Here is a 23047-nt window from a genome sequence, read left to right as displayed (position 1 = left end):
GAGGGTTCGTCCGTGTTCGGGATGCTGGGGGGTTCTCAGCGCTTCGCGGGAGCCTTGATGGTGACCTTGCCGCCCCACTTGGAGAAGGCGGTGGTGGTGACGACCTTGGTCTTCCCGCCGGCGGTGATGGTCGCCTTGAGGTGCTTGGGCAGCCAGTTGGCGCCGAGTTGGAGCTCGAAGGCGACCTTGGCCTTGCGGTAGCCGGGCGCGACGGCGTCCAGACCGGTCGCCTGGGGCACGGTGCCGCTCCAGCGGTTGCCGTTGCGGGTGAGGGTCTCGGCGTCCTCCAGCAGGGTGCTCAGGGCGTCCGCGGAGGTGCCCCAGCGGGCCTGCTCGGCCAGCACGCCGTAGCCCTTGGCCTTGCCGCCCAGGGGGAGCCTGGTCCAGGCCGACCCCTGCTGCAGGTAGCCGTCGCCGCCGAGGACGATCGCCTGCCGCTTGGCCAGCTTGGGACCGGTCAGGGAGACCCGGTAGGAGTCGGCCCTGGCGCTGCCGCTGACGCTGGTGACCTCCTTGCCCGCGACCCGGCGGAAGGACAGCGTGAACGACTCCTTCTCGGCGATCGCGTCGGAGACCCGCTGGGCCAGCTCGGCGCCGTCGGGCTCCGCCGTGGTCGGGGTGGCGGGGGAGGAGGGCTCGACGGAGGGGGTGGCCGGGCCCGCCAGGTGGGAGGGGGCGAGCGTCGGGCCGGAGGCGGGGTCGCCGCCGGAGCCGCTGAGGCCGTAGGCGACGCCGCCGATGAGGACCACGGCGGCGATGCCGGCGCCGGCGAAGAGCAGGGGCCGCCGGTCGCGGCTGAGGTCCGGCGGCGCGGCGGCGGCGGAGATGCGGGCGTCGGCCTTGGAGGGCGGCGGCGGGGCGGGCGCGGTGGCGGCCCGCTGGGCCAGTTCCCGCACCCGGGCGCGGCCGCGCTTCTCCCAGTCGGCGCCGAAGACGGGGCTGACCGCCTCGTCGAGCTCGGTGAGGAAGTCGACGGCCGACGCGGGCCGCTTCTCGGGCTCCTTGGAGAGCCCGTGCAGCACCAGGGAGCGCAGCGGACCCGGCACGTCGATGACGGGGATCGCGGCGTTGTTGTGCGCCCGGTTCAGCGCGCCGATCGAGGTGGCGGGGAACAGCCGCCGTCCCGTCAGGCACTCCACGAACACGCCGGTGGCCGCGTAGATGTCGCTCTGCGGGCTCGGCGGGCCGCCCTGCCAGCGCTCGGGCGCCTGGTAGACGGGGTCGCCCGAGGGGGCGCCCTTGCCGTGCGGCACCGCGATGCCCAGGTCCGAGAGCTTGGCGCGCCCGTCGGGGGCGATGAGCACCTTGTCCGGCGAGCAGTCGCCGTGCGCGATGTCCCTGCCGTGCGCGGCGGCCAGCCCGAGCAGGATGTCGCTGAGCACCACGACCGCGGACTCGGGGTCCAGCGGGTCGGTGAGCAGCCGCCGCAGGGGCACGCCCTCGAAGTACTCCGAGACGACCGCGGCCGAGGAGGGGTCCTCCTTGTCGGTGACCAGCTCGTAGACCTGGACGAGGTTGTCGTCCTCCAGTTGGGCGAGCCGGCTCATCCGCCCGCCGAACTCCTCGTCCTTGTCCAGCGCGGGGGACAGGTAGCGGATCGTGACCTGGGTCCTGGTCATCTCGTCCGTCGCGAGCACCTGCCGCCCGGAGGCATCGGTCCCCAGTTCGCGTACGAGGGTGAACCCCGGTACCGCCCAGCCTTCCGTCACTTCAACCCTTCCCCGCCAGACCTGCACGTTAAGTCGCCTTCATGGGTGGATATAGGCCATTGTGGCTCATGGTCAAGGGAGTTACCGGATTGTGTCGGCTCCGGCATCGCGGCGCGTCTCCCCGGTCGCCGCGCGCCGCCCTCCCGGCACCCACCGTGATCATGGCGGCACCCGGACGGGCGCGGTGGCCGGGCGGTGGCAGACTGGACGGGTGACTTCCAGCGAGCGATCTCAGCAGCTGTTCGACCGGGCCCGCGAGGTCGTGCCCGGCGGGGTGAACTCCCCCGTGCGCGCCTTCCGGGCGGTGGGCGGGACACCCCGGTTCATGGCGTCCGCGCAGGGTCCGTACCTGACGGACGCGGACGGCGCCACCTACGTCGACCTGATCTGCTCGTGGGGTCCGATGATTCTGGGCCACGCGCACCCGGCGGTGGTCGAGGCGGTCCAGGCCGCGGCGGGCCGCGGCACCTCCTACGGCGCGCCGACGCAGGGCGAGGTGGAGCTGGCCGAGGAGATCGTCTCTCGCGCCCCGGTGGAGAAGGTGCGGCTGGTCAACTCCGGCACCGAGGCCACCATGTCGGCGATCCGGCTGGCCCGCGGCTTCACCGGCCGCTCCAAGGTCGTCAAGTTCGCCGGCTGCTACCACGGGCACGTCGACGCGCTGCTGGCCGCGGCCGGCTCCGGCGTGGTCACCCTGGGCCTGCCCGACACCCCCGGCGTCACCGGGGCCGCCACGGCCGACACGATCGTGCTGCCCTACAACGACGCCGTCGCGGTCGAGGAGGCGTTCACCGAGTACGGCGGCGAGATCGCCTGCGTGATCACCGAGGCGTGCCCGTCCAACATGGGCGTGGTGCCGCCGATCGACGGCTTCAACGAGCTGCTGCGCCGCCTGTGCGACAAGGCGGGCGCGCTGCTGGTCATCGACGAGGTGCTCACCGGCTTCCGGGTCACCCGCTCGGGCTGGTACGGCCGGGAGGGCGTGGCGGCCGACCTGTTCACCTACGGCAAGGTCATGGGCGGCGGCCTGCCCGCCGCCGCGTTCGGCGGCCGCGCCGAGGTCATGGACCACCTGGCCCCGGCCGGGCCGGTCTACCAGGCCGGCACCCTGTCGGGGAACCCGCTGGCCACCGCCGCGGGCCTGGCCACCCTGCGCAACTGCACGCCCGAGGTGTACGCGCGGGTCGACCGGGCGGCGTCCCTGGTCGGGAAGTGGGCGAGCGAGGCGCTGACGAGGGAGGGCGTCCCGCACCGCCTGCAGACCGCGGGCAACCTCTTCTCGGTGTTCTTCACCGACGAGCGCGTGCTGGACTTCGACCACGCCCAGAAGCAGGACTCGGCGGCCTACGCGGCCTTCTTCCACGAGGCGCTCGCCCGCGGCGTCTACCTGCCGCCCTCCTCCTACGAGGTGTGGTTCCTGTCCGCCGCCCACGACGACGCCGCGCTGGAGCGGATCGCCGAGGCGCTGCCGCACGCCGCGAAGGCCGCGGCCGAGAAGACCGGCTTGCCCGGGACGTGAGGGTAATCTGTTCCCGCCATGACTGAGACCACCATCGTTCATCTCCTGCGTCACGGTGAGGTCCACAACCCCCGAGGCGTGTTGTACGGCCGTCTTCCGGACTTCCACCTCAGCGAGGACGGGCACCTGATGGCCAAGGCCGCGGCCGGCTGGTTCGCCGGCCGGGACATCGCCGCGCTCTACACCTCCCCGCTGGACCGAGCCCGGGAGACGATCGCGCCGCTGGCCGCCGCCACCGGGCTGAGCCCGGTGATCGACGTGCGGCTGATCGAGGCCGACAACAAGTTCGAGGGCGAGGTCTTCCGGATGGGGAGGCTGGCCGACCCCCGGGTCTGGCGCAGGTTCACCAACCCGTTCCGGCCCTCCTGGGGCGAGCCCTTCCAGGAGGTCGCCGACCGCATGTGGTCCTTCACCCAGGAGGCGCGGGAGGCCGCGCGCGGCCGGGAGGCGGTGTGCGTCAGCCACCAGCTGCCGATCTACACCGCGCGCAGGCTCGCCGAGGGCGTGCGGCTCTGGCACGATCCGCGCCGCCGCCAGTGCGGGCTGGCCAGCGTCACCAGCCTCGTCTTCGAGGGCGAGGCGCTGGCGCGGGTGGAGTACTCCGAGCCCGCCGCCCACCTGGTCAGGCACCCGAGCATCCCCGGCGCCTGAGCCCGGGTACAGTCACGTACTACAGCTCGTAGTGCCCGAGGAGTGACCCTGATGATCCGCCGTGCCGCCATGCCCGCCTTCCTGGCGGCCGTCGCGCTGACGCTGACCGCCGGCTGCTCCGGAGGCGGCACGGCCGCCAAGCCGGGCGAGCCGGTCCCCGTCGACGACCGCCAGAGCCCGGCCGCGGTCAAGGGCGAGACCCTGGAGGGCGAGCAGCTCGACCTCGCCTCCTACGACGGCAAGGTCGTGGTCGTCAACTTCTGGGCGTCCTGGTGCGGGCCCTGCCGGGCCGAGGCCCCGGCGCTGGAGGCGACCTACCAGGAGAACAAGGACGAGGTGGCGTTCCTAGGCGTCGACATCAAGGACACCCGGGACGGCGCCAAGGCGTTCGTGCGCAAGTACGGCAACTCCTACCCGAGCCTGTTCGACCCCGAGGGCAAGATCACTCAGTCCTTCTCCTCGGTGAACCCCGGCGCGCTGCCGACCACCCTGATCCTGGACCGCGAGGGGCGGGTCGCCGTCCAGTTCCCGGGCATGGTCAGCAAGGCGCGGCTCGACCCGGCCCTGGCGAAGATCGTCGCCGAGAGATGATCCTCGCCGCGGGAATCGAGGAGACCATCACCGGCGGCACGCTGGCGCTCGCGCTGCCGCTGGCCGCGCTGGCGGGCATGGTCTCCTTCCTCAGCCCCTGCGTGCTGCCGCTGGTCCCCGGCTACCTGTCGTACGTGACGGGCATGACCGGCGAGGACCTGGCCGAGCAGCGCAAGGGCAGGCTCGTCGCGGGCGTCGCACTGTTCGTGCTGGGCTTCACGCTGGTCTTCATGGCCTACGGGTTCTTCTTCGGCGGCCTGGGCCACTGGCTGAAGACCTACGAAGAGGTGATCACCCGCGTCCTGGGCGCGGTGACGATCGTCATGGGCCTGCTGTTCATGGGCTTCTTCGTCAACCTGCAGCGCACCTTCAAGACCGCCCGGATGCCGGGCCCCGGAGTGGCGGGCGCCCCGCTGCTGGGCCTGCTGTTCGGGCTCGGCTGGACGCCCTGCATCGGCCCCACGCTGACCGCCATCCAGTCGCTGGCGATGACCGAGGCGACACCGGTGCGCGGCGGCGTGCTCTCCTTCTTCTACTGCGTGGGCCTGGGCCTGCCGTTTCTGCTCACGGCCCTGGCGTACCGTAAGGCGCTCACCGTCTTCGGGTGGGTGAAGAACCACTACCGGCTGGTGATGCGGCTGGGCGGCGGAATGCTCGTTCTGATCGGGGTACTGCTGGTCACCGGGCTGTGGACCGAGTTGAACAACGAGCTGCGGGTGTGGATCGGCAGCTTCGGGACGGTGATCTAGATGGGTCTGACAGGGTGGCTGCGCTGGGGATGGCGGCAGCTGACGTCCATGCGGACGGCGCTGATCCTGCTCTTCCTGGTGGCGCTGGCCTCCGTGCCGGGCTCGATCTTCCCCCAGCGCGGCCAGTCGCCGGAGCGGGTCGTGCAGTACCTGGAGGAGCACAAGACCCTCGGGCCCTGGCTGGACAGGCTGTCGCTGTTCGACGTGTTCGCCGCGCCGTGGTTCGCCGCGGTCTACCTGCTGCTGTTCGTCTCGCTGGCGGGCTGCGTCCTGCCGCGCTCCTGGCAGCTCCTGCAGAACCTGCGGTCCCGGCCGCCGTCCGCGCCCAAGCGCCTCGGGCGGCTTCCGCAGCACGCGGAGTTCCACTCCGGCGAGACGCCCGAGCGGGTGCTGGAGCAGGCCCGCGAGACGCTGCGCAGGCGGCGCTTCCGCACGGTCGCCGACGACGGCTCGCTCGCCGCGGAGAAGGGCTACCTGCACGAGGCGGGCAACCTCGTCTTCCACCTGGCGCTGCTGGCCCTGCTCTTCGCCGTCGGGCTCGGCGCGCTGTTCGGCTACCGGGGCAACCTGCTGCTGACCGAGGGGACCGGCTTCTCCAACTCGGTCGCCCACTACGGCGAGTTCCACCCGGGCCACCTGGTCGACCCGGACGACCTGGCGCCGTTCCAGGCGACGATGGACGACTTCGAGGTGGAGTTCGTCTCCTCGGGCGCGCAGACCGGCCAGGCGCGGGAGTTCCACGCGCGGATGACCTACCGCGAGAAGCCCGGCTCGGCCGAGCGCTCCGAGACGGTCAGGGTGAACCACCCGCTGGAGGTGGCCGGGGCGAAGGTCTACCTGCTGGGCCACGGCTACGCCCCGACCTTCAAGGTCACCGACGGCGCGGGGCACGTCGTCTTCGACGACGCGGTCCAGTTCCTGCCGCTGGACTCGGCGAACCTCGCCTCCGAGGGCGTCATCAAGGCGCCTGACGCCGAGCCGCAGCAGCTGGGCTTCCAGATGATGTTCTGGCCCACCGCCGCGCCGACCCCGGACGGGTCCTCGGTCATGTCCACCTTCCCCGGCCCGCTGAACCCCATGGTCGCGGTGGTCGGCGCCTTCAAGGGCGACCTCAACATGGACTCCGGCGACCCCCAGTCGGTGTACGAGCTGGACGCCGAGAACCTGGAGATGGTGAAGGTCGAGCGCAAGGCGATGGCCGTGGGCGAGACGCTGAAGCTGCCCGACGGGGCCGGCGAGATCACCTTCACCGGCTTCAAGGAGTACGCCTCGATGACCGTCACCTACGACCCGGGACGCGTCCCGGCCCTGGTCTCGGCCTCGCTGGCGATCGCCGGCCTGGTGGTCTCGCTGATGACCCGGCGCCGCAGGGTGTGGGTCCGTGCGAGCGCCGGAGAGGACGGGCGTACGGTGGTCGAGGTCGGCGGCCTCACCCTGGGCACCCCCACCGTCGAGTTCGACGACCTGCTGCGCGAACTGCGCGCCGAGGAACCGGAACCGGAGCCCGCACCGGCCTCCGCCGGAACGATCAAGGAGTGACACGGTGGTCGACACCGAACTCGCCGACCTGAGCAACAACATGCTGCTCGGCGCGGTTCTGCTGTATGTGGTCGCGATGCTGGGCTACGCGGCGGACCTGGCCTTCACCCCCCGCCCGGCGAAGGCGCGGGCCAAGGCGCTGGCCGGCGCGGGAGCCCCCGTGGAGGAGGCCGCCGACACAGCCGAGGATTCGGCCGAGCCGGACGTCCCGCGCCGCGACTGGGGCCGGTTCGCCGTGCTCATCACGGTGTTCGGCGGGCTGCTGCACGCCGGCGGCGTGGTCGCCCGCGGCATGTCGGTGTCCCGCTGGCCGTGGGGCAACATGTACGAGTTCGTGGTGGCGATCTGCCTGGCCGCGGTGGTCGGCTTCCTGGTGCTGCTGGTCCGCAGCAAGGCGCGCTACCTCGGCGCGTTCGTCATGCTCGCGGTGATCCTCGGGCTGGGCGCGGCGACCATCTGGCTCTACCAGGCGCCCGGCGAGCTGGTCCCGGCGCTGAAGTCCTACTGGATCGCCATCCACGTCAGTGCCGCGATCATCGCCTCCGGCGGGTTCACCGTCGGTTTCGTGGCCACGCTGCTGTACCTGGCCAAGGCGCGGCACGAGGAGAAGGCCAGCACCGGCTTCCTCGACCGGCTGCCCGGTTCGACGACCCTGGACGACCTCGCCTACAAGGCGACGATGTTCGTCTTCCCGATCTGGACGTTCTCCATCATCGCCGGCGCGATCTGGGCGGACGAGGCGTGGGGCCGCTACTGGGGCTGGGACCCCAAGGAGACCTGGTCGTTCATCGTCTTCGCCATCTACGCCGGCTACCTGCACGCGCGGGCGACCGCGGGCTGGAAGGGCCGCAAGGCGGCGGTCGTGGCGACCATCGGCTACGCGGCGCTGCTGTTCAACCTGGTCGGCGTGAACGTCTTCCTCGAGGGCATGCACTCGTACGCCGACGTTTAATGTGATCTTGTGCCTTTTCACGCTTGAATGGACGGACGTGTCCAGGAGGAGCGGAGAAGGCCATGCGCTGGGGTCGCCACCGGAGGTCCGCCGACGCGTTCACGCGCGCCTCGCTCACCGAGGTCCGGCCCCGGGAGGCCCAGCCCAGGGACACCGGCGGGCGGTTTCGCCCGCCGGGCCGGGACTACCGCGCCTATGAGCTGGACGAGCCCCCGGAGGAGCCGGCGGACTCCCTCCGGGTGCCGGCGCACCCGCCGGACCACCCCTGGGGCGGGGACGGCAGGCTGCACTGCGGCCCGCTGGAGGCGATCCTGCACCGCCAGTGGGACCTCGCCGAGGGGCCGCCGCCGCCCGAGGTGATCCGGGCGGTGGAGAGCCTCGCCATGCTCCCCGAGCGGCTCAAGCTGAAGCTGGCCGAGTCGCTCACCGGCATCTACGTCGGCCCCGGCGGCGTGCCCGACCTGGACGACATGGGCTCGCTCAAGGGCAGGCCGCTGCCGTCGGGGCGCGCCACGTGGGACATCTGCGCCGGCGCCTACGGCAACCGCAAGGTCGTGGTGGGGGACCGCCCGTCCCCCACGCCGGACGTGATGATGCACGAGATCGGCCACGCCCTGGACGACGTGGACGACCCGCACGGCGGATGGGTCTCCGACGGCGCGGACTTCCAGCGGCTCTACGCCGCCTGCGCGCCGTTCCTGCAGAGCGACTTCCATCGGCAGCGGGGCGTGCTCGGCAGGCGCGAGTTCTTCGCCGACGCCTTCGCCGCCATCGCCTCGCACCAGCGCCCCGCCCTCGTCGACATGCTGGGCGGCAACATCCGCCTGGCGCTCGACGTGATGCTCTTCTTCAACCGCCGGTACGGAATCTGAGGGGTACGAGGATGTACGTGATCAGACTCGCCAACGGGAGGCTTCTCGTGCCGCACGGCGAGCTCACCGAATCGGACGAGATCGTGCAGGCCTACGTGGAGATCGGCCCGGACGATCCGGAGTACGAGAGGCTGGCCGCCGAGGCGCTCACCGAGGAGGAGTCGGCCGGGATGCGCGAGAGGTGGCGCCGTGACGACGAGGCGCTGCGCCTGCAGTTCGAGGAGTGGAAGGCGGCTCTGCCCGAAGCCGCCCCGCCCGGGGAGTCCACCGGTCCCGGAACCCCGCCGGGGCCGGTGGGTGACTAGCGGACCTCCGCCAGCGGCTCGTCTCCGCGCAGCAGCGCGTGCACCTCGGACTCGCGGAACCGTCGGTGGCCCCCCGGAGTACGGATGCTGCTGATCCGGCCGGCTGCCGCCCACCGGGTGACCGTCTTGGGGTCTACCCGGAACAGGGCCGCCACCTCACCGGGGGTCAACAGACGCTCACTAGTGCTTTCCACGGATTCTCTCCCCTTTTGTCCCGCTCTGGACGCGGGTGGATAGATTCCAAGTGTGCCGGGTCGAGACCGTTTCATGCCTTGTTTTCGGAAAACATAACTTTGAGTGACGCCCCGAACAGGCATTATCTCGTAAAGTAACAATGGCATGTCCCGCGGCGGTCTCCGCAGGGCCGCTGACACCGCACTTGACCACGGCGAACGTCCTCAGACGAGGGTCGGAGAAGGGCGTCGCGCGGGGCCGCGGGCGGCGCCGCCTCCGGTGCGCCGGGCGCGCGGAGGGATAAGCTCCCGGGCATGTCCGATCTGGTCACCCTGGCGGAGATCGAAGCTGCCGCCCGCCGACTGGCCGGGGTCGCGGTGCGCACTCCGCTCGTGCGGTACCCGGACGCGCCGCTGTGGATCAAGCCCGAGTCGCTGCAGCCGGTGGGCGCGTTCAAGCTACGGGGCGCGTACGCGGCGATGACCACCGCGCCCCTGGGCAGCCCGCTCCCCAAGGGCGTCGTGGCGCACTCCAGCGGCAACCACGCCCAGGCGGTCGCCTACGCGGCGCGGGAGCTGGGCATCCGGGCGGTGCTGGTGGTCCCGCACGACGCGCCGGAGGTCAAGGTCTCCGAGTGCGTGCGGCTCGGCGCCGAGGTGGTCCTGGTGGAGCCGACGATGGAGGCGCGGACGGAGACGGCCGAGCGGCTGGCGCGGGCGCACGGCTACGAGCTCATCGCCCCCTTCGACGACCGGCGGGTGATCGCGGGCCAGGGCACGGTCGGGCTGGAGATCATGGCCGACCACCCCGGTCCCGGCGTGGTGCTGGTGCCCGTGGGCGGGGGAGGGCTGCTGGCCGGCACGGCCACCGCGGTCAAGAACCTGCACCGGGACACCCGGGTGGTGGGCGTCGAGCCGGCCCTGGCCGCCGACGCGCGCGACTCCTTCCTGCTGGGCCGCCCGGTGTCCTGGGCGGCGGCCGAGACCCGGCGCACCATGGCGGACGCGCTGCGGGTCGGCCGGGTCGGCGACCTGCCCTTCCGGCACATCGCCGCGTACGTGGACGACATCGTCACGGTGAGCGAGGAGGAAATCCGCGAGGCGATGCGGCTGCTGGCGGTGCGCACCCACCTGGTCGCCGAGCCCGCGGGGGCCGTCGCCGCGGCGGCGTTCCTCTTCCGCCGCGACGAGCTCCCCCCGGGTGAGGGAGTGGCGGTCCTGTCGGGCGGGAACGTGGATCCCGCGCTGCTCTTCCCCGCCTGAGGGCACCCTGAACCGGGGCTCTCCTGACCTGGGGATAACCTCGAAGGACCATGCGTTCAGTCATCCTGTACACACTCGCGCGACTCGTGCTGGTCGCGGCCACCGCCGCGATCCTCTATCTGATCGGCCTGAGCGGTCTGCTGAACCTCGCCCTGGCCTTTCTGATCTCCGGCATCGTGAGCTACGTCGTGCTGTCCCGCCAGCGCGACCAGATCTCGGTCGCCCTCACCTCCAAGATGCGGTCCCGGCGCCAGGGCACCGCCGGAGACGCCTCCCTCGCGGATTAGGCTGCTCCCCATGACCCGCGCTGACCTGACCAAGAAGCCCTCCGACGTGGCCGCGATGTTCGACGACACGGCCGAGCGCTACGACCTGCTCAACACCCTCATGACGGGCGGCCAGGACCGGGCCTGGCGGCGGGCGGTGGCCCGCGCGGTCGACGCGCGTCCGGGCGAGCGGGTGCTGGATCTGGCGGCGGGCACCGGCACGTCCACCGCCGCGCTGGCCGAGAACGGCGCCGAATGCGTCGCGTGCGACTTCTCGCTCGGCATGCTCCAGGTCGGGACGCGGCGGCAGCAGGGCAGGCGCGGTGTGACTTTCGTCGCGGGAGACGCGCTGCGGCTCCCCTTCCAGGACGCCTCCTTCGACGCCGTCACCATCTCCTTCGGGCTGCGCAACGTCGCCGACACCACGGCCGCCCTGCGCGAGATGCTGCGGGTGACCCGGCCGGGCGGCCGGCTGGTGGTCTGCGAGGTCAGCCACCCCACCAACCCGCTGCTGGGCCTCGGGCACCGGATGCACCTCAAGGTGGGCCTGCCGCTGCTGGCCAAGGTCAGCTCCAACCCCGACTCCTACAACTACCTGGCCGAGTCCACGCTGAAGTGGCCGGACCAGCCGGCGCTGGCGGCGCTGGTCGCCGAGGCGGGCTGGGAGCGCGTCCAGTGGCGCGACCTCACCTTCGGCGTCGCCGCGATCCACCGCGCCCGCAGGCCGGAGGACGTCTCCGCCTGAGCGGAGCGGTCCGTGACCCCCGCGTCACCGGGATGTTTCACCTGGTGAAGTTAGGCAGACCTTAACTACTGGTTGGTAACAACCTCGCCAGTCCCTCTTTTGCGCAACGGGTGTAGCCTCGCAACTAAGGGTGCTTGTGAAGTAGTTCACAAACGCACTTGCCGCAGCGTAGCGAAAAGGGTTGGAAGTTGAGCGAGCATTCCCCCGAAGCCGCCGACGTGGTGGTCGTGGGCGCCGGACCGGCCGGTTCCACCACCGCGTACTACCTGGCGCAGGCGGGTCTGAAGGTTCTCCTTCTGGAGAAGGCGACCTTCCCGCGCGACAAGATCTGCGGGGACGGGCTCACGCCGCGGGCGGTGCGGCAGATCATCGCGATGGGCGTGGACATCAACGCCCCCGGCTGGATCCGCAACAAGGGCCTGCGCATCTACGGCGGGGGAGTGCGGCTGGAGCTGCCCTGGCCCGAGCTCGCCACCTTCCCCGACTTCGGGCTGGTGCGCCCCCGCATGGACCTGGACCAGCTGCTGGCCGAGCACGCCGTCAAGGCGGGCGCCACGCTGCTGCAGAACACCACGGTCACCGAGCCGATCATCGACGAGCGCACCGACCGGGTGACGGGCGTGCGCACCAAGGACGGCAGGGAGTTCCGCGCGCCGCTGGTCGTGGCCGCCGACGGCAACTCCGCGCGGCTCGCGCTGGCCATGGGCATCCGCAAGCGCGAGGACCGCCCGATGGGCGTGGCCGTCCGGCGCTACTACGAGACCCCGCGCCACGACGACGACTACCTGGAGTCCTGGCTGGAGCTGTGGGACGGCGAGCGGCTCCTGCCCGGCTACGGCTGGGTGTTCGGGTGCGGCAACGGCACCTCGAACGTCGGGCTCGGCCTGCTCAACACCTCCAAGTCCTTCCAGAACACCGACTACCGCGAGATGCTCCGCCGCTGGACCGCCGGAATGCCCAAGGAGTGGCAGTTCGACGAGGAACACGCGACGGGGCCGATCCGCGGCGCGGCACTGCCGATGGGATTCAACCGGCAGCCGCACTACTCCCGGGGCCTGCTGCTGGTCGGCGACGCCGGGGGCATGGTCAACCCGTTCAACGGCGAGGGCATCGACTACGCGATGGAGTCGGGCCACCTGGCCGCCGACATCATCGTGCAGGCGCTGGCCAGACCGACCGCGGCCCAGCGGGAACGGGCGCTGTACGAATACCCCCGCATCCTCAAGGAGGAGCACGGGGGCTATTTCACGATCGGCCGGATCTTCGTGAAGGCCATCGGCGACCCGCGGGTGATGAAGTTCGCCACCCGGCACGGGCTGCCGCACCCGACGCTGATGCGGTTCACGCTGAAGCTCCTGGCCAACCTCACCGATCCGCGCGGCGGCGACGCGATGGACAGGGTCATCACCGCGATGACCAGGATTGCGCCGAACGCCTGATTTCTGCCCACAACTGAACCCACCGGTACGGACCAATGCGCGTTCTCACTAGGATGATGCAGCTCACACGGGTGAGATGCATCACGAGCTATGAGGGAGGTGTGTAAACCCGTGGACCTCTACTACCCGATCGTCGTACTGGCGGCGCTGGCGGCGGCCTTCGCCATCGGTTCGGTGATCATGGCGGCCTTCACCGGGCCTAAACGCTGGAACAGGGCGAAGCTCGAGGCCTACGAATGCGGGATCGAGCCGACCCCGCAGCCGGTCGGCGGCGGACGCTTCCCCGTGAAGTACTACCTCACGGCGATGCTCTTCATCGTCTTCGACATCGAGATCGTCTTCCTGTATCCCTGGGCCGTCGCCTTCGACGGTCTGGGGATCTTCGGTCTCATCGAGATGGTGCTGTTCATCGTCACCGTCCTCGTCGCGTACGCCTATGTCTGGCGGCGCGGCGGCTTGGAGTGGGACTGATTCACATGGGTCTGGAAGAGAAACTTCCCAGCGGTTTCCTGCTCACCACGGTCGAGCAGGTCGCCGGATGGGCGCGCAAGAGCTCTCTGTGGCCGGCCACCTTCGGGCTCGCCTGCTGCGCCATCGAGATGATGGCGGCGGGCGACCCGAGGCATGACTTCTCCCGCTGGGGCATGGAGCGCGCCTCGGGATCGCCGAGACAGGCGGACCTGATGATCGTCGCGGGCCGGGTCAGCCAGAAGATGGCTCCCGTCCTCCGGCAGGTCTACGACCAGATGTCGGAACCCAAGTGGGTGATCGCGATGGGTGTCTGTGCGTCTTCTGGAGGCATGTTCAACAACTACGCGATCGTTCAGGGAGTGGACCACATCGTACCAGTGGACATCTACCTGCCCGGATGCCCCCCGCGGCCCGAGATGCTGCTGGACGCGATCCTCAAACTCCACGACAAGATCCAGAACACGAAACTGGGCGCGCAGCGCGAGAAGCAGGTCCAGGAGCTGGAGCGGGCGAAGCTGCGGCAGCTGCCGCTGCTGGGCCAGTCGGGAGCGCGGTCATGAGCGACATCGTCCAGCGCCAGGGCATGTTCGGGGCGAACACGACGGGCGACACCTCCGGGTACGGCAGGCTGGTGGTACCCCAGCCGGTGTTGGAATCGACGCCCCGGCCCTACGGCGAGTACTTCGACGAGATCGCGGACGAACTGGAGCGGTCCGGTTTCTCTGACGCGATCGAGCGGGTCGTGGTTCATCGCGGAGAGGTAACTTTCCACGTGCGGCGCGAGCGGCTGCTGGAACTGGCCAGGACGCTGCGCGACGCGCCCGGACTGCGGTTCGAACTGCTGTCCGGCGTCTCGGGCGTCCACTACCCCGCCGAGACCGGCAGTGAACTGCACGCCGTCTACCACCTGCTCTCGATCACCCACAACCGGCGCGTCCGGCTGGAGGTCGGCATCCCCGACGCCGACCCGCACGTCGACTCCCTGGTTCCGGTGTACCCCACGGCCGACTGGCACGAACGGGAGACCTGGGACTTCTTCGGGATCGTCTTCGACGGCCACCCGGCGCTGACCAGGATCGAGATGCCCGACGACTGGGTGGGCCACCCCCAGCGCAAGGACTACCCCCTCGGCGGCATCCCCGTCGAATACCGCGGCGCGGAGATCCCGCCGCCGGACGAGCGGAGGTCGTACTCATGACCACCACCTACGACGCGTACCGGGCGGGCGCCACGGACGACGGAGCGGCCGAAGGCAAGGTGTACAACCTCGCCGGGGCCGACTGGGACGAGGTCGTCGAGGGCGCCAGGGACACCGACACCGACGAGCGGCTCGTGGTCAACATGGGACCGCAGCACCCGTCCACCCACGGCGTGCTGCGGCTCATCCTGACCCTCGACGGCGAGACGGTCGAGCGGGTGCAGGTCGGCATCGGCTACCTGCACACCGGCATCGAGAAGAACATGGAGTTCCGCACCTGGACGCAGGGCACCACGTTCTGCACCCGGATGGACTACCTGGCGCCGATCTTCAACGAGACCGCGTACTGCCTGGCCGTGGAGAAGCTGCTGGGCATCACCGACCGCATCCCCGAGCGGGCGAACGTCATCCGGGTGCTCATGATGGAGCTCAACCGGATCTCCTCCCACCTGGTGGCGATCGCGACGTTCGGCCTGGAGCTGGGCGCGACCACGGTCATGCTCAACGGCTTCATCGAGCGCGAGTACACCCTCGACCTGTTCGAGGAGATCTGCGGCCTGCGGATGAACATGGCCTACGTCCGCCCCGGCGGCGTCGCCCAGGACATCGGCCCGGCCGCCATCGCCAAGCTGCGCGACTACCTCAAGCGCATGCCCGAGCGGTTCCAGCAGATGCGCAAGCTGCTGGACGCCAACCCGATCTACCTGGCGCGGACCAAGGACATCGCCTACCTCGACCTGACCGGCTGCATGGCGCTGGGCATCACCGGCCCGGTGCTGCGCTCCACCGGCCTGCCGTGGGACCTGCGCAAGTCCCAGCCGTACTGCGGTTACGAGACCTACGACTTCAAGGTGCACACGCAGGAGTCCTGCGACGTGTACGGCCGCTACCTCGTCCGGATGGCCGAGATGGAGGAGTCCCTGAAGATCGTCGAGCAGTGCGTCGAGCGGCTCACCAAGGGCTCGGCCAAGGACGGCCCGGTGATGATCGAGGACAAGAAGATCGGCTGGCCCGCCCAGCTGGCGATCGGCACCGACGGCATGGGCAACTCGCCCGCCCACATCGGGCACATCATGGGCGAGTCCATGGAGGCCCTGATCCACCACTTCAAGCTGGTGACCGAGGGCTTCCGGGTGCCGGCCGGCCAGGCGTACGCGGCGATCGAGTCCCCGCGCGGCGAGCTGGCCGCGCACGTCGTCTCCGACGGCGGGACCCGGCCCTACCGCGTGCACTTCCGCGACCCGTCGTTCACCAACCTGCAGGCCACGGCCGCGATGTGCGAAGGCAGCTTCGTCGCCGACGTCATCGCCGCGGTCGCGTCCATCGATCCCGTGATGGGAGGAGTCGACCGATGAGTCACTTCCCCGAGGGCTCCCCGTACGAGGTGGAGACCAGGCAGCGTCTGGAACAGGACGCGAAGGACATCATCGCCCGCTACCCGCAGCCGCGCAGCGCGCTGCTGCCGCTGCTGCACCTGGTGCAGTCGCAGGACGGGCACATCACCCGGCAGGGCGTGCAGTTCTGCGCCGACATGCTCGGGGTGACCCCCGCGCAGGTCGTCGGCGTCGCGACCTTCTACACCCAGTACAAGCGGGCGCCGATGGGCGAGTACCACGTGGGCGTGTGCGTCAACACGCTGTGCGCGGTGCTCGGCGGCGACGAGATCTGGGAGTCGCTGAGCGAGCACGTGGGCGTCGGGCACGACCAGGCCACCGAGGACGGCAAGGTCTCGCTGGAGCGCCTGGAGTGCAACGCGGCCTGCGACTACGCGCCGGTCATGATGGTCAACTGGGAGTTCTACGACAACCAGACCCCCGAGAGCGCCAAGCAGCTCGTCGACGACCTGCGCGCCGGACGCCCGGTGCCGCCCACCCGCGGCGCGAGCGGCATCTGCTCGTTCAAGGAGGCCTCCCGCGTCCTGGCCGGGTTCAACGACGGCCGCGCCCACGAGGGCGTCCAGGCCGGCCCCGAGTCCCGGATCGGCGTGGAGCTGGCCAAGGAGAAGGGTTGGGAAGCCCCATGACCACGCTCACCCCCGTTCTCACGAAGAACTGGGACCAGGCGGACTCGTTCACGCGCACGGCGTACGAGCGCAACGGCGGCTACCAGCCGCTGCGCAAGGCACTGGGCATGGAGCCCTCGGCCATCGTCGAGGCGGTCAAGGACTCCGGTCTGCGCGGCCGCGGCGGCGCGGGGTTCCCCACCGGCATGAAGTGGGGCTTCCTCGCCCAGGGCACGGGCAAGCCCACCTACCTGGTGGTCAACGCCGACGAGTCCGAGCCGGGCACCTGCAAGGACATCCCGCTCATGATGGCCGACCCCCACGTGCTCGTCGAGGGGGTGATCATCAGCTCGTACGCGATCGGCGCGCACCAGGCGTTCATCTATGTGCGCGGTGAGGTCCTGCACGTCATCCGCAGGCTCCGGCAGGCGGTGGAGGAGGCGTACGAGGCCGGATACCTCGGCCGGGACATCCTCGGCTCGGGGTTCGACCTCGACCTCGTGGTGCACGCCGGCGCAGGCGCCTACATCTGCGGCGAGGAGACCGCGCTCTTGGACTCGCTGGAGGGGTTCCGGGGCCAGCCCCGGCTCAAGCCTCCCTTCCCGGCCGTCGCGGGCCTCTACGGCGGGCCCACCGTGGTGAACAACGTCGAGTCGATCGCCTCGGTTCCCTCGATCGTCGACCGCGGCGCCGACTGGTTCGCCTCCATGGGCACCGAGAAGTCCAAGGGCTTCGGCATCTTCTCGCTGTCGGGCCACGTGACGCGGCCCGGCCAGTACGAGGCGCCGCTGGGCATCACGCTGCGCGAGCTGCTGGAGATGGCCGGAGGCATCCGCGAGGGGCACGAACTGAAGTTCTGGACCCCCGGCGGCTCCTCCACGCCGATCTTCACGGCCGAGCACCTGGACGTGCCGCTGGACTTCGAGTCCGTCGGCGCGGCCGGGTCGATGCTGGGCACCCGGGCGCTGCAGATCTTCGACGAGACGACCTGCGTGGTGCGGGCGGTGCTGCGCTGGACGGAGTTCTACGCGCACGAGTCCTGCGGCAAGTGCACGCCGTGCCGCGAGGGCACCTACTGGCTCAAGCAGATGATGAAGCGGCTGGAGGCGGGACAGGGCACCGAAGAGGACCTGTCGACCCTCAACGACATCGCCGACAACATCCTCGGCCGGTCGTTCTGCGCCCTGGGAGACGGTGCGACCAGCCCCATCCACTCCTCGATCAAGCACTTCCGCGAGGAGTACCTGGCGCACTTCTCCCACGGCGGGTGCCCCTTCGACCACGCCAAGTCCACGAAGTGGGGGGCATAGATGACTGCCACCTCTGAAACGGGCGTCGTTCCGCAGGAGGACCTGGTCACCGTCACCATCGACGGCTTCGAGGTCAGCGTCCCCAAGGGCACGCTGGTCATCCGGGCCGCCGAGCTGCTCGGCATCCAGATCCCGCGGTTCTGCGACCACCCGCTGCTCGACCCGGTCGGCGCCTGCCGCCAGTGCCTGGTGGACATCCCCGACGCCGGCAACGGCCGGGGCTTCCCCAAGCCGCAGGCGTCCTGCACCATCCCGGTCGCGCCCGGCATGGTGATCAACACCCAGCTCACGTCCCCGGTCGCCGACAAGGCGCAGAAGGGCGTGATGGAGTTCCTGCTCATCAACCACCCGCTGGACTGCCCGGTCTGCGACAAGGGCGGCGAGTGCCCCCTGCAGAACCAGGCGATGTCCAACGGGCGGGGCGAGTCGCGGTTCGTGGAGCGCAAGCGCACGTTCCCCAAGCCGCTGCCGCTGTCCTCGCAGGTCCTGCTGGACCGGGAGCGCTGCGTGCAGTGCGCCCGGTGCACCCGCTTCTCCGACCAGATCGCCGGCGACCCGTTCATCGACCTCTTCGAGCGCGGGGCCAAGGAACAGGTGGGCGTGGCGGACGGCAAGCCGTTCTCGTCCTACTTCTCGGGCAACACCGTGCAGATCTGCCCGGTCGGCGCGCTGACCGGCGCGGCCTACCGGTTCCGGGCGCGGCCGTTCGACCTGGTCTCCACGCCGTCGGTGTGCGAGCACTGCGCGTCCGGCTGCGCCCAGCGCACCGACCACCGGCGCGGCAAGGTCACCCGGCGCCTGGCCGGTGACGACCCGCAGGTCAACGAGGAGTGGAACTGCGACAAGGGCCGCTGGGCCTTCACCTACGCCACCGAGCCGGACCGGCTGCGCTACCCGCTGGTCCGCAACGCCGAGGGCGTGCTGGAGCCCGCCTCGTGGCCCGAGGCGCTCGCCGCGGCCGCGGCGGGTCTGGCCGGGAGGAAGGCCGGGGTCCTGACCGGCGGGCGGCTGACGCTGGAGGACGCCTACGCGTACTCCAAGTTCGCGCGCATCGCGCTGGGCACCAACGACATCGACTTCCGCGCCCGCCCGCACACCGCCGAGGAGGCCGACTTCCTGGCCTACGGCGTAGCGGGGCACGGCATCGAGGTCTCCTACCAGGACCTGGAGAACGCGCCGGTCGTGCTGCTCGCGGGCCTGGAGCCCGAGGAGGAGTCGCCGATCGTCTTCCTGCGGCTGCGCAAGGCCGTCCGCAAGAAGGGCATGCGGGTCCTGTCGATCGCCCCGTTCGCCACGGACGGGCTGCGCAAGCTCGACGGCGGCCTGCTGCAGGCCGGCCCGGGCGGCGAGCCGGAGGCGCTGAGCATCTCCGGCGAGGCGGCCGAGGCCCTGTCGGCCGAGGGCTCGGTCATCCTGGTCGGCGAGCGGCTCGCGCAGACCACCGGGGCGCTCAGCGCCGCGGTGCGGCTCGCGCAGACCACCGGCGCCCGGCTGGCCTGGGTGCCGCGCCGCGCCGACCTGCGCCGGGCGCTGGAGGCCGGCGAGCTGCCCGGCCTGCTGCCGATCGGCCGTCCGGTCGACAACACCGCGGCGCGGGTCGAGGTCGCGCGGGTCTGGGGGGTGAGCAGCCTGCCGGACGAGCCCGGACGGGACGGCGCGCACATCCTGGCCGCCGCCGCGTCCGGGGAGATCGAGGCGCTGCTGATCGGCGGCGTCGACCCCTACGACCTGGAGCACCCGGGGTTCGCGCTGAGCGCCCTGGAGCGCACCGGCTTCATCGTCAGCCTGGAGCAGCGGGTCAGCGCGGTCACCGACCGCGCCGACGTGGTGCTGCCGGTCGCGGCCGTCCAGGAGAAGTCCGGGACGTTCGTGGACTGGGAGGGCAGGGGCCGCCCGTTCGAGGCGGCGCTGAAGACGCCGAGCGCGCTGTCGGACCTGCGGGTGCTGGGCGCCCTGGCCGACGAGCTCGACGTGCACCTGGGGCTGCCCGACCCGGCCGCCGCCCGCCGGGAGCTGGCCGACCTGGGCGCGCACCGGGGCGAGCGCCCCGACGCGCCGGGCACGCTGGCGGACTTCACCTTCACGCCCGGCGCGGGCGAGGCGGTGCTGGCCACCTGGCGGCTGCTGCTGGACGACGGGCGCATGCAGGACGGCGAGCCGCACCTGAAGGGCACCGCGCGGCCCGCGGTCGCCCGCGTGTCGGCCAAGACGGCGGCGGAGAACGGGCTGAACGGCCTGGTCACCGTCTCCACCGACGAGGGCGCGATCACGGTCCCGCTGCGGATCGACGATCTGCCCGAAGGCGTCATCTGGCTGCCGGCGAACTCGTCCGGCAAGAACCTGCTGCGCGAGCTCGGCGCCACGACCGGCAGCATCGTGAAGATCGGAGGTGTGGGCTGATGGCTCCCGATCCGTCGCTCCCCGCGTTCGGCCAGGACCCCTGGTGGCTGATGCTCGGCAAGGTGCTGGTCATCTTCGTCTTCCTGGTCGTGACCGTGCTGCTGTCGATGTGGGTGGAACGCCGCATCATCGGCCGGATGCAGCTGCGCGTCGGCCCCAACCGCGCCGGGCCGTTCGGCCTGCTGCAGGGCCTGGCCGACGGCGTGAAGCTGGCCCTGAAGGAGGACATCGTCCCCTCGGGCGTCGACAAGATCATCTTCTGGACGGCCCCGGTGGTCGCCGCGATCCCGGCGTTCGTGTCCTTCGTCATCATCCCGTTCGGGCCGACCGTGTCGATCTTCGGCCACCACACGCCGCTGCAGGGCACCGACCTCCCCGTCGCGGTCCTGCTGGTGCTGGCGATGGCCTCCATCGGCGTCTACGGCATCGTGCTGGCCGGCTGGTCGTCCATGTCGCCCTACTCGCTGCTGGGCGGCCTGCGCTCCAGCGCCCAGGTGATCTCCTACGAGATCGCGATGGGCCTGTCGTTCGTGGCGGTGTTCCTCTTCGCGGGCACGCTCTCCACCTCCGGCATCGTCGAGGCGCAGGCCGACCGGTGGTTCGCGGTGGCGCTGCTGCCCTCCTTCGTGGTCTACGTGATCACGATGATGGGCGAGTCCAACCGCATCCCCTTCGACCTGCCCGAGGGCGAGGGCGAGCTGGTCGCCGGCTTCCACACCGAGTACTCCTCGCTGAAGTTCGCGATGTTCTTCCTCGCCGAGTACATCAACCTCGCCACCCTCTCGGCCCTGGCCACCACCCTGTTCCTGGGCGGCTGGCGGGCCCCGGCGCCGATCTCCACCGTGTGGGCCGGCGCCAACGAGGGCTGGTGGCCGGTGCTGTGGTTCCTGGTCAAGATCTGGGCCTTCATCTTCTTCTTCATCTGGCTGCGCGCGTCCCTGCCGCGGGTGCGCTACGACCAGCTGATGAAGCTGGGCTGGAAGGTGCTCATCCCGTTCTCCCTGGGCTGGATCATGCTGGTCGCCACCATGCGCGCGCTCACCCGGGAGGGATACGGCACCGGCACCCTGGTCGTCGTCGCCGCGGTCGTGGTGGCGCTGGCCCTGGGCGCCTCGGTGCTCTACGACATGGTCCGCAAGGACAAGCAGGCGGTCTCCGAACCGGATGACGTCGAGAAGGCCAGGGCCGAGCGGGAGGACCCGTTCGCGGGCGGCTTCCCGGTGCCCCCGATGGACGCCCCGCACTACCACGGGACGTCCCCGCAGAAGGAGGTCGAAAGTGGGGTTCACTGACTTCCTGAACCCGGTGAAGGGCTTCGGAGTCGCGTTCCACCAGCTGTTCACCAAGGTGGAGACCGTCCAGTACCCCGAGGTCAAGAAGCCCACCGCGCCCCGGTTCCACGGCCGGCACCAGCTCAACCGCTGGCCGGACGGGCTGGAGAAGTGCATCGGCTGCGAGCTGTGCGCCTGGGCCTGCCCCGCCGACGCGATCTACGTCGAGGCGGGCGACAACACCGAGGACGAGCGCTTCTCCCCGGGCGAGCGCTACGGCCGGGTCTACCAGATCAACTACCTGCGCTGCATCCTGTGCGGGCTGTGCATCGAGGCGTGCCCCACGCGGGCGCTGACCATGACCAACGAGTACGAGCTGGCCGACGACAGCCGCGAGTCGCTGATCTACACCAAGGAGATGCTGCTCGCCCCGCTGCGCGAGGGCATGGAGCAGCCGCCGCACGAGATGCGGCTCGGCGAGACCGAAGAGGACTACTACCGCCTCGGGCTCGGCGCCAAGGACGGTGACTTCTGATGGTGGCGTTCTGGATCCTGGCGGTGGTCTCGGTGGCCGCCGCCCTCGGCATGATCTTCCAGCGCAAGGCCGTGTACTCGGCGCTGCTGCTGGCCGTGGTCATGCTCAGCCTGGCCGTGCTCTACGCGGTGCAGGACGCGCCGTTCCTGGCGCTCGTGCAGGTGATCGTCTACACCGGCGCGGTGCTGATGCTCTTCCTGTTCGTGCTGATGCTGGTCGGCGTCGCCACCGTCGACTCGCTGGTGGAGACCATCTCCGGCCAGCGGATCTGGGCGGCGGTCGCGGGCCTGGGCTTCGCCGGCCTGCTGGTCTTCGGCATCGGGAGCGCGGTCTTCCCCGCCGACACCGGCCTCGCCGCCGCCAACGGCGAGGGCAACGTCATGGGCCTGGCACGGCTGATCTTCAACAGGTACGTGTTCGCCTTCGAGGTGACCAGCGCCCTGCTGATCACCGCGGCGCTCGGCGCGATGGTGCTGGCGCACAAGGAGCGGGTGTCGCCCAAGGCGGGCCAGCGCCTGCTGTCGGTGCAGCGCTTCAAGTCCGGGGAGCACCCGGGCCTGCTGCCCAGCTCGGGCACCTACGCCCGGCACAACGCGGTCGACATGCCCGCGCTGCTGCCGGACGGCTCGGTCGCCGAGCGCTCGCTCAACCCGGTGCTCACCGGCCGCGGCGACACCGTCGACCGGCACCCCGACCTCGGCGGTGAGAGCCAGGCCGAGGCGATCGAGGCCGACGTCCAGGCCGTCGAGGAGACCGTCGAGACCGTCGAGGAGGTCGGCAAGTGAGCCACTACCTCATCCTGTCGGCGCTGCTGTTCAGCATCGGCGCGGTGGGCGTCCTGATCCGCCGCAACGCCATCGTGGTGTTCATGTGCGTCGAGCTCATGCTCAACGCCACGAACCTCGCCTTCGTGAGCTTCTCCAAGATGCACGGCAACCTGGACGGCCAGGTCATCGCGTTCTTCGTGATGGTCGTCGCGGCCGCCGAGGTCGTGGTGGGGCTGGCGATCATCATGACCATCTTCCGTTCCCGCAGGTCCTCGTCGGTCGACGACGCGAGCCTGCTGAAGTACTGAGGGGCTTGCGGA

Annotated in this window: 25 protein-coding genes; 23 read left to right on the top strand and 2 right to left on the bottom strand. The window is 70.7% G+C overall.

The annotated features are described in order from the left end of the window. Nucleotides 1-35: 35 nt before the first annotated feature. A complete protein-coding gene (locus ABD140_RS27225) occupies nt 36-1709 on the bottom strand; it encodes a serine/threonine-protein kinase (protein WP_344243846.1) in 1674 nt (557 codons plus the stop codon). 211 nt (nt 1710-1920) lie between these two features. On the opposite strand from ABD140_RS27225, the gene hemL reads away from it, so the two are divergent. From hemL to ABD140_RS27185, 8 genes are all read left to right on the top strand, one after another. After that, nucleotides 1921-3228, top strand: a complete 1308-nt coding sequence (hemL, locus tag ABD140_RS27220) for a glutamate-1-semialdehyde 2,1-aminomutase (protein ID WP_344243845.1) — start codon at nt 1921-1923, stop codon at nt 3226-3228. A gap of 18 nt (nt 3229-3246) precedes the next feature. Continuing rightward, nucleotides 3247-3879 (top strand): histidine phosphatase family protein, encoded by a 633-nt coding sequence (locus ABD140_RS27215; protein ID WP_344243844.1) that lies wholly within the window; start codon nt 3247-3249, stop codon nt 3877-3879. Nucleotides 3880-3930: 51 nt separating this feature from the next. Further along, on the top strand, nt 3931-4470 hold the full coding sequence (locus ABD140_RS27210) for a TlpA family protein disulfide reductase (protein ID WP_344243843.1): 540 nt from the start codon (nt 3931-3933) through the stop codon (nt 4468-4470). Further along, entirely contained in the window at nt 4467-5219 is a 753-nt protein-coding gene (locus tag ABD140_RS27205; RefSeq protein ID WP_344243842.1) for a cytochrome c biogenesis CcdA family protein, read from the top strand. Before ABD140_RS27210 ends, ABD140_RS27205 begins: the two co-directional genes overlap by 4 nt. After that, nucleotides 5220-6758 (top strand): cytochrome c biogenesis protein ResB, encoded by a 1539-nt coding sequence (gene resB / locus ABD140_RS27200; protein ID WP_344243841.1) that lies wholly within the window; start codon nt 5220-5222, stop codon nt 6756-6758. Nucleotides 6759-6762: 4 nt separating this feature from the next. Beyond that, on the top strand, nt 6763-7710 hold the full coding sequence (ccsB, locus tag ABD140_RS27195; protein ID WP_344243840.1) for a c-type cytochrome biogenesis protein CcsB: 948 nt from the start codon (nt 6763-6765) through the stop codon (nt 7708-7710). 62 nt (nt 7711-7772) lie between these two features. After that, on the top strand, nt 7773-8582 hold the full coding sequence (locus ABD140_RS27190) for a hypothetical protein (protein ID WP_344243839.1): 810 nt from the start codon (nt 7773-7775) through the stop codon (nt 8580-8582). A gap of 11 nt (nt 8583-8593) precedes the next feature. Continuing rightward, entirely contained in the window at nt 8594-8887 is a 294-nt protein-coding gene (locus ABD140_RS27185; protein WP_344243838.1) for a hypothetical protein, read from the top strand. Here ABD140_RS27185 and ABD140_RS27180 read toward each other — a convergent pair. Next, nucleotides 8884-9081 carry a BldC family transcriptional regulator gene (locus ABD140_RS27180; RefSeq protein ID WP_106397192.1) on the bottom strand — a complete coding sequence of 66 codons (198 nt, stop codon included), beginning with the start codon at nt 9079-9081 and terminating at the stop codon, nt 8884-8886. The two genes, ABD140_RS27185 and ABD140_RS27180, sit on opposite strands and share 4 nt — an antisense overlap. 294 nt (nt 9082-9375) lie before the next feature. Here ABD140_RS27180 and ABD140_RS27175 point away from each other — a divergent pair, with 294 nt between their 5' ends. The 15 genes from ABD140_RS27175 (at nt 9376) to nuoK (ending at nt 23035) form a co-directional block, all read left to right on the top strand. Next, nucleotides 9376-10323 (top strand): threonine ammonia-lyase, encoded by a 948-nt coding sequence (locus tag ABD140_RS27175; protein ID WP_344243837.1) that lies wholly within the window; start codon nt 9376-9378, stop codon nt 10321-10323. Nucleotides 10324-10373: 50 nt separating this feature from the next. Further along, a complete protein-coding gene (locus tag ABD140_RS27170; protein ID WP_344243836.1) occupies nt 10374-10610 on the top strand; it encodes a DUF4229 domain-containing protein in 237 nt (78 codons plus the stop codon). A 10-nt stretch (nt 10611-10620) separates the two neighbouring features. After that, nucleotides 10621-11334 (top strand): demethylmenaquinone methyltransferase, encoded by a 714-nt coding sequence (locus ABD140_RS27165; RefSeq protein WP_344243835.1) that lies wholly within the window; start codon nt 10621-10623, stop codon nt 11332-11334. 188 nt (nt 11335-11522) lie between these two features. Then, entirely contained in the window at nt 11523-12773 is a 1251-nt protein-coding gene (locus tag ABD140_RS27160) for a geranylgeranyl reductase family protein (RefSeq protein WP_344243834.1), read from the top strand. 111 nt (nt 12774-12884) lie between these two features. Next, a complete protein-coding gene (locus ABD140_RS27155) occupies nt 12885-13244 on the top strand; it encodes an NADH-quinone oxidoreductase subunit A (RefSeq protein WP_344243833.1) in 360 nt (119 codons plus the stop codon). Between the two features lie 5 nt (nt 13245-13249). Continuing rightward, entirely contained in the window at nt 13250-13804 is a 555-nt protein-coding gene (locus tag ABD140_RS27150; RefSeq protein WP_344243832.1) for a NuoB/complex I 20 kDa subunit family protein, read from the top strand. Next, nucleotides 13801-14442, top strand: coding sequence for an NADH-quinone oxidoreductase subunit C (locus ABD140_RS27145; protein ID WP_344243831.1), 642 nt, complete (start codon nt 13801-13803; stop codon nt 14440-14442). Before ABD140_RS27150 ends, ABD140_RS27145 begins: the two co-directional genes overlap by 4 nt. After that, nucleotides 14439-15797 carry an NADH-quinone oxidoreductase subunit D gene (locus ABD140_RS27140; RefSeq protein WP_344243830.1) on the top strand — a complete coding sequence of 453 codons (1359 nt, stop codon included), beginning with the start codon at nt 14439-14441 and terminating at the stop codon, nt 15795-15797. The genes ABD140_RS27145 and ABD140_RS27140 overlap by 4 nt, the downstream gene beginning before the upstream one ends. Beyond that, entirely contained in the window at nt 15794-16465 is a 672-nt protein-coding gene (nuoE, locus tag ABD140_RS27135) for an NADH-quinone oxidoreductase subunit NuoE (RefSeq protein ID WP_344243829.1), read from the top strand. The genes ABD140_RS27140 and nuoE overlap by 4 nt, the downstream gene beginning before the upstream one ends. After that, nucleotides 16462-17754 carry an NADH-quinone oxidoreductase subunit NuoF gene (nuoF, locus tag ABD140_RS27130; protein ID WP_344243828.1) on the top strand — a complete coding sequence of 431 codons (1293 nt, stop codon included), beginning with the start codon at nt 16462-16464 and terminating at the stop codon, nt 17752-17754. The genes nuoE and nuoF overlap by 4 nt, the downstream gene beginning before the upstream one ends. Further along, nucleotides 17755-20154: an NADH-quinone oxidoreductase subunit G gene (locus ABD140_RS27125; protein WP_344243827.1), complete on the top strand. Its 2400-nt coding sequence runs from the start codon at nt 17755-17757 to the stop codon at nt 20152-20154. It abuts the gene before it with no gap. Next, on the top strand, nt 20154-21446 hold the full coding sequence (gene nuoH / locus ABD140_RS27120) for an NADH-quinone oxidoreductase subunit NuoH (protein ID WP_344243826.1): 1293 nt from the start codon (nt 20154-20156) through the stop codon (nt 21444-21446). Before ABD140_RS27125 ends, nuoH begins: the two co-directional genes overlap by 1 nt. Then, on the top strand, nt 21433-21960 hold the full coding sequence (nuoI, locus tag ABD140_RS27115; protein ID WP_344243825.1) for an NADH-quinone oxidoreductase subunit NuoI: 528 nt from the start codon (nt 21433-21435) through the stop codon (nt 21958-21960). The genes nuoH and nuoI overlap by 14 nt, the downstream gene beginning before the upstream one ends. Then, nucleotides 21960-22745 (top strand): NADH-quinone oxidoreductase subunit J, encoded by a 786-nt coding sequence (locus ABD140_RS27110; protein WP_344243824.1) that lies wholly within the window; start codon nt 21960-21962, stop codon nt 22743-22745. The genes nuoI and ABD140_RS27110 overlap by 1 nt, the downstream gene beginning before the upstream one ends. Then, on the top strand, nt 22742-23035 hold the full coding sequence (gene nuoK / locus ABD140_RS27105) for an NADH-quinone oxidoreductase subunit NuoK (protein ID WP_106397207.1): 294 nt from the start codon (nt 22742-22744) through the stop codon (nt 23033-23035). Before ABD140_RS27110 ends, nuoK begins: the two co-directional genes overlap by 4 nt. Nucleotides 23036-23047: the final 12 nt, after the last annotated feature.

This window comes from Actinocorallia libanotica (assembly GCF_039525175.1).
Lineage (GTDB): Bacteria > Actinomycetota > Actinomycetes > Streptosporangiales > Streptosporangiaceae > Actinocorallia > Actinocorallia libanotica.
Note: the sequence above shows the minus strand (reverse complement) of the source record. Positions and strands in the feature narration are given on the sequence as shown.

Excerpts from the sequence above, each read along its gene's own strand:
- ABD140_RS27215 (WP_344243844.1), top strand. The coding sequence starts at position 3,247 with ATGACTGAGACCACCATCGTTCATCTCCTGCGTCACGGTGAGGTCCAC.
- ABD140_RS27210 (WP_344243843.1), top strand. The coding sequence starts at position 3,931 with ATGATCCGCCGTGCCGCCATGCCCGCCTTCCTGGCGGCCGTCGCGCTG.
- ABD140_RS27205 (WP_344243842.1), top strand. The coding sequence starts at position 4,467 with ATGATCCTCGCCGCGGGAATCGAGGAGACCATCACCGGCGGCACGCTG.
- resB (WP_344243841.1), top strand. The coding sequence starts at position 5,220 with ATGGGTCTGACAGGGTGGCTGCGCTGGGGATGGCGGCAGCTGACGTCC.
- ABD140_RS27190 (WP_344243839.1), top strand. The coding sequence starts at position 7,773 with ATGCGCTGGGGTCGCCACCGGAGGTCCGCCGACGCGTTCACGCGCGCC.
- ABD140_RS27185 (WP_344243838.1), top strand. The coding sequence starts at position 8,594 with ATGTACGTGATCAGACTCGCCAACGGGAGGCTTCTCGTGCCGCACGGC.
- ABD140_RS27175 (WP_344243837.1), top strand. The coding sequence starts at position 9,376 with ATGTCCGATCTGGTCACCCTGGCGGAGATCGAAGCTGCCGCCCGCCGA.
- ABD140_RS27170 (WP_344243836.1), top strand. The coding sequence starts at position 10,374 with ATGCGTTCAGTCATCCTGTACACACTCGCGCGACTCGTGCTGGTCGCG.
- ABD140_RS27165 (WP_344243835.1), top strand. The coding sequence starts at position 10,621 with ATGACCCGCGCTGACCTGACCAAGAAGCCCTCCGACGTGGCCGCGATG.
- ABD140_RS27150 (WP_344243832.1), top strand. The coding sequence starts at position 13,250 with ATGGGTCTGGAAGAGAAACTTCCCAGCGGTTTCCTGCTCACCACGGTC.
- ABD140_RS27145 (WP_344243831.1), top strand. The coding sequence starts at position 13,801 with ATGAGCGACATCGTCCAGCGCCAGGGCATGTTCGGGGCGAACACGACG.
- ABD140_RS27140 (WP_344243830.1), top strand. The coding sequence starts at position 14,439 with ATGACCACCACCTACGACGCGTACCGGGCGGGCGCCACGGACGACGGA.
- nuoE (WP_344243829.1), top strand. The coding sequence starts at position 15,794 with ATGAGTCACTTCCCCGAGGGCTCCCCGTACGAGGTGGAGACCAGGCAG.
- nuoF (WP_344243828.1), top strand. The coding sequence starts at position 16,462 with ATGACCACGCTCACCCCCGTTCTCACGAAGAACTGGGACCAGGCGGAC.
- ABD140_RS27125 (WP_344243827.1), top strand. The coding sequence starts at position 17,755 with ATGACTGCCACCTCTGAAACGGGCGTCGTTCCGCAGGAGGACCTGGTC.
- nuoH (WP_344243826.1), top strand. The coding sequence starts at position 20,154 with ATGGCTCCCGATCCGTCGCTCCCCGCGTTCGGCCAGGACCCCTGGTGG.
- ABD140_RS27110 (WP_344243824.1), top strand. The coding sequence starts at position 21,960 with ATGGTGGCGTTCTGGATCCTGGCGGTGGTCTCGGTGGCCGCCGCCCTC.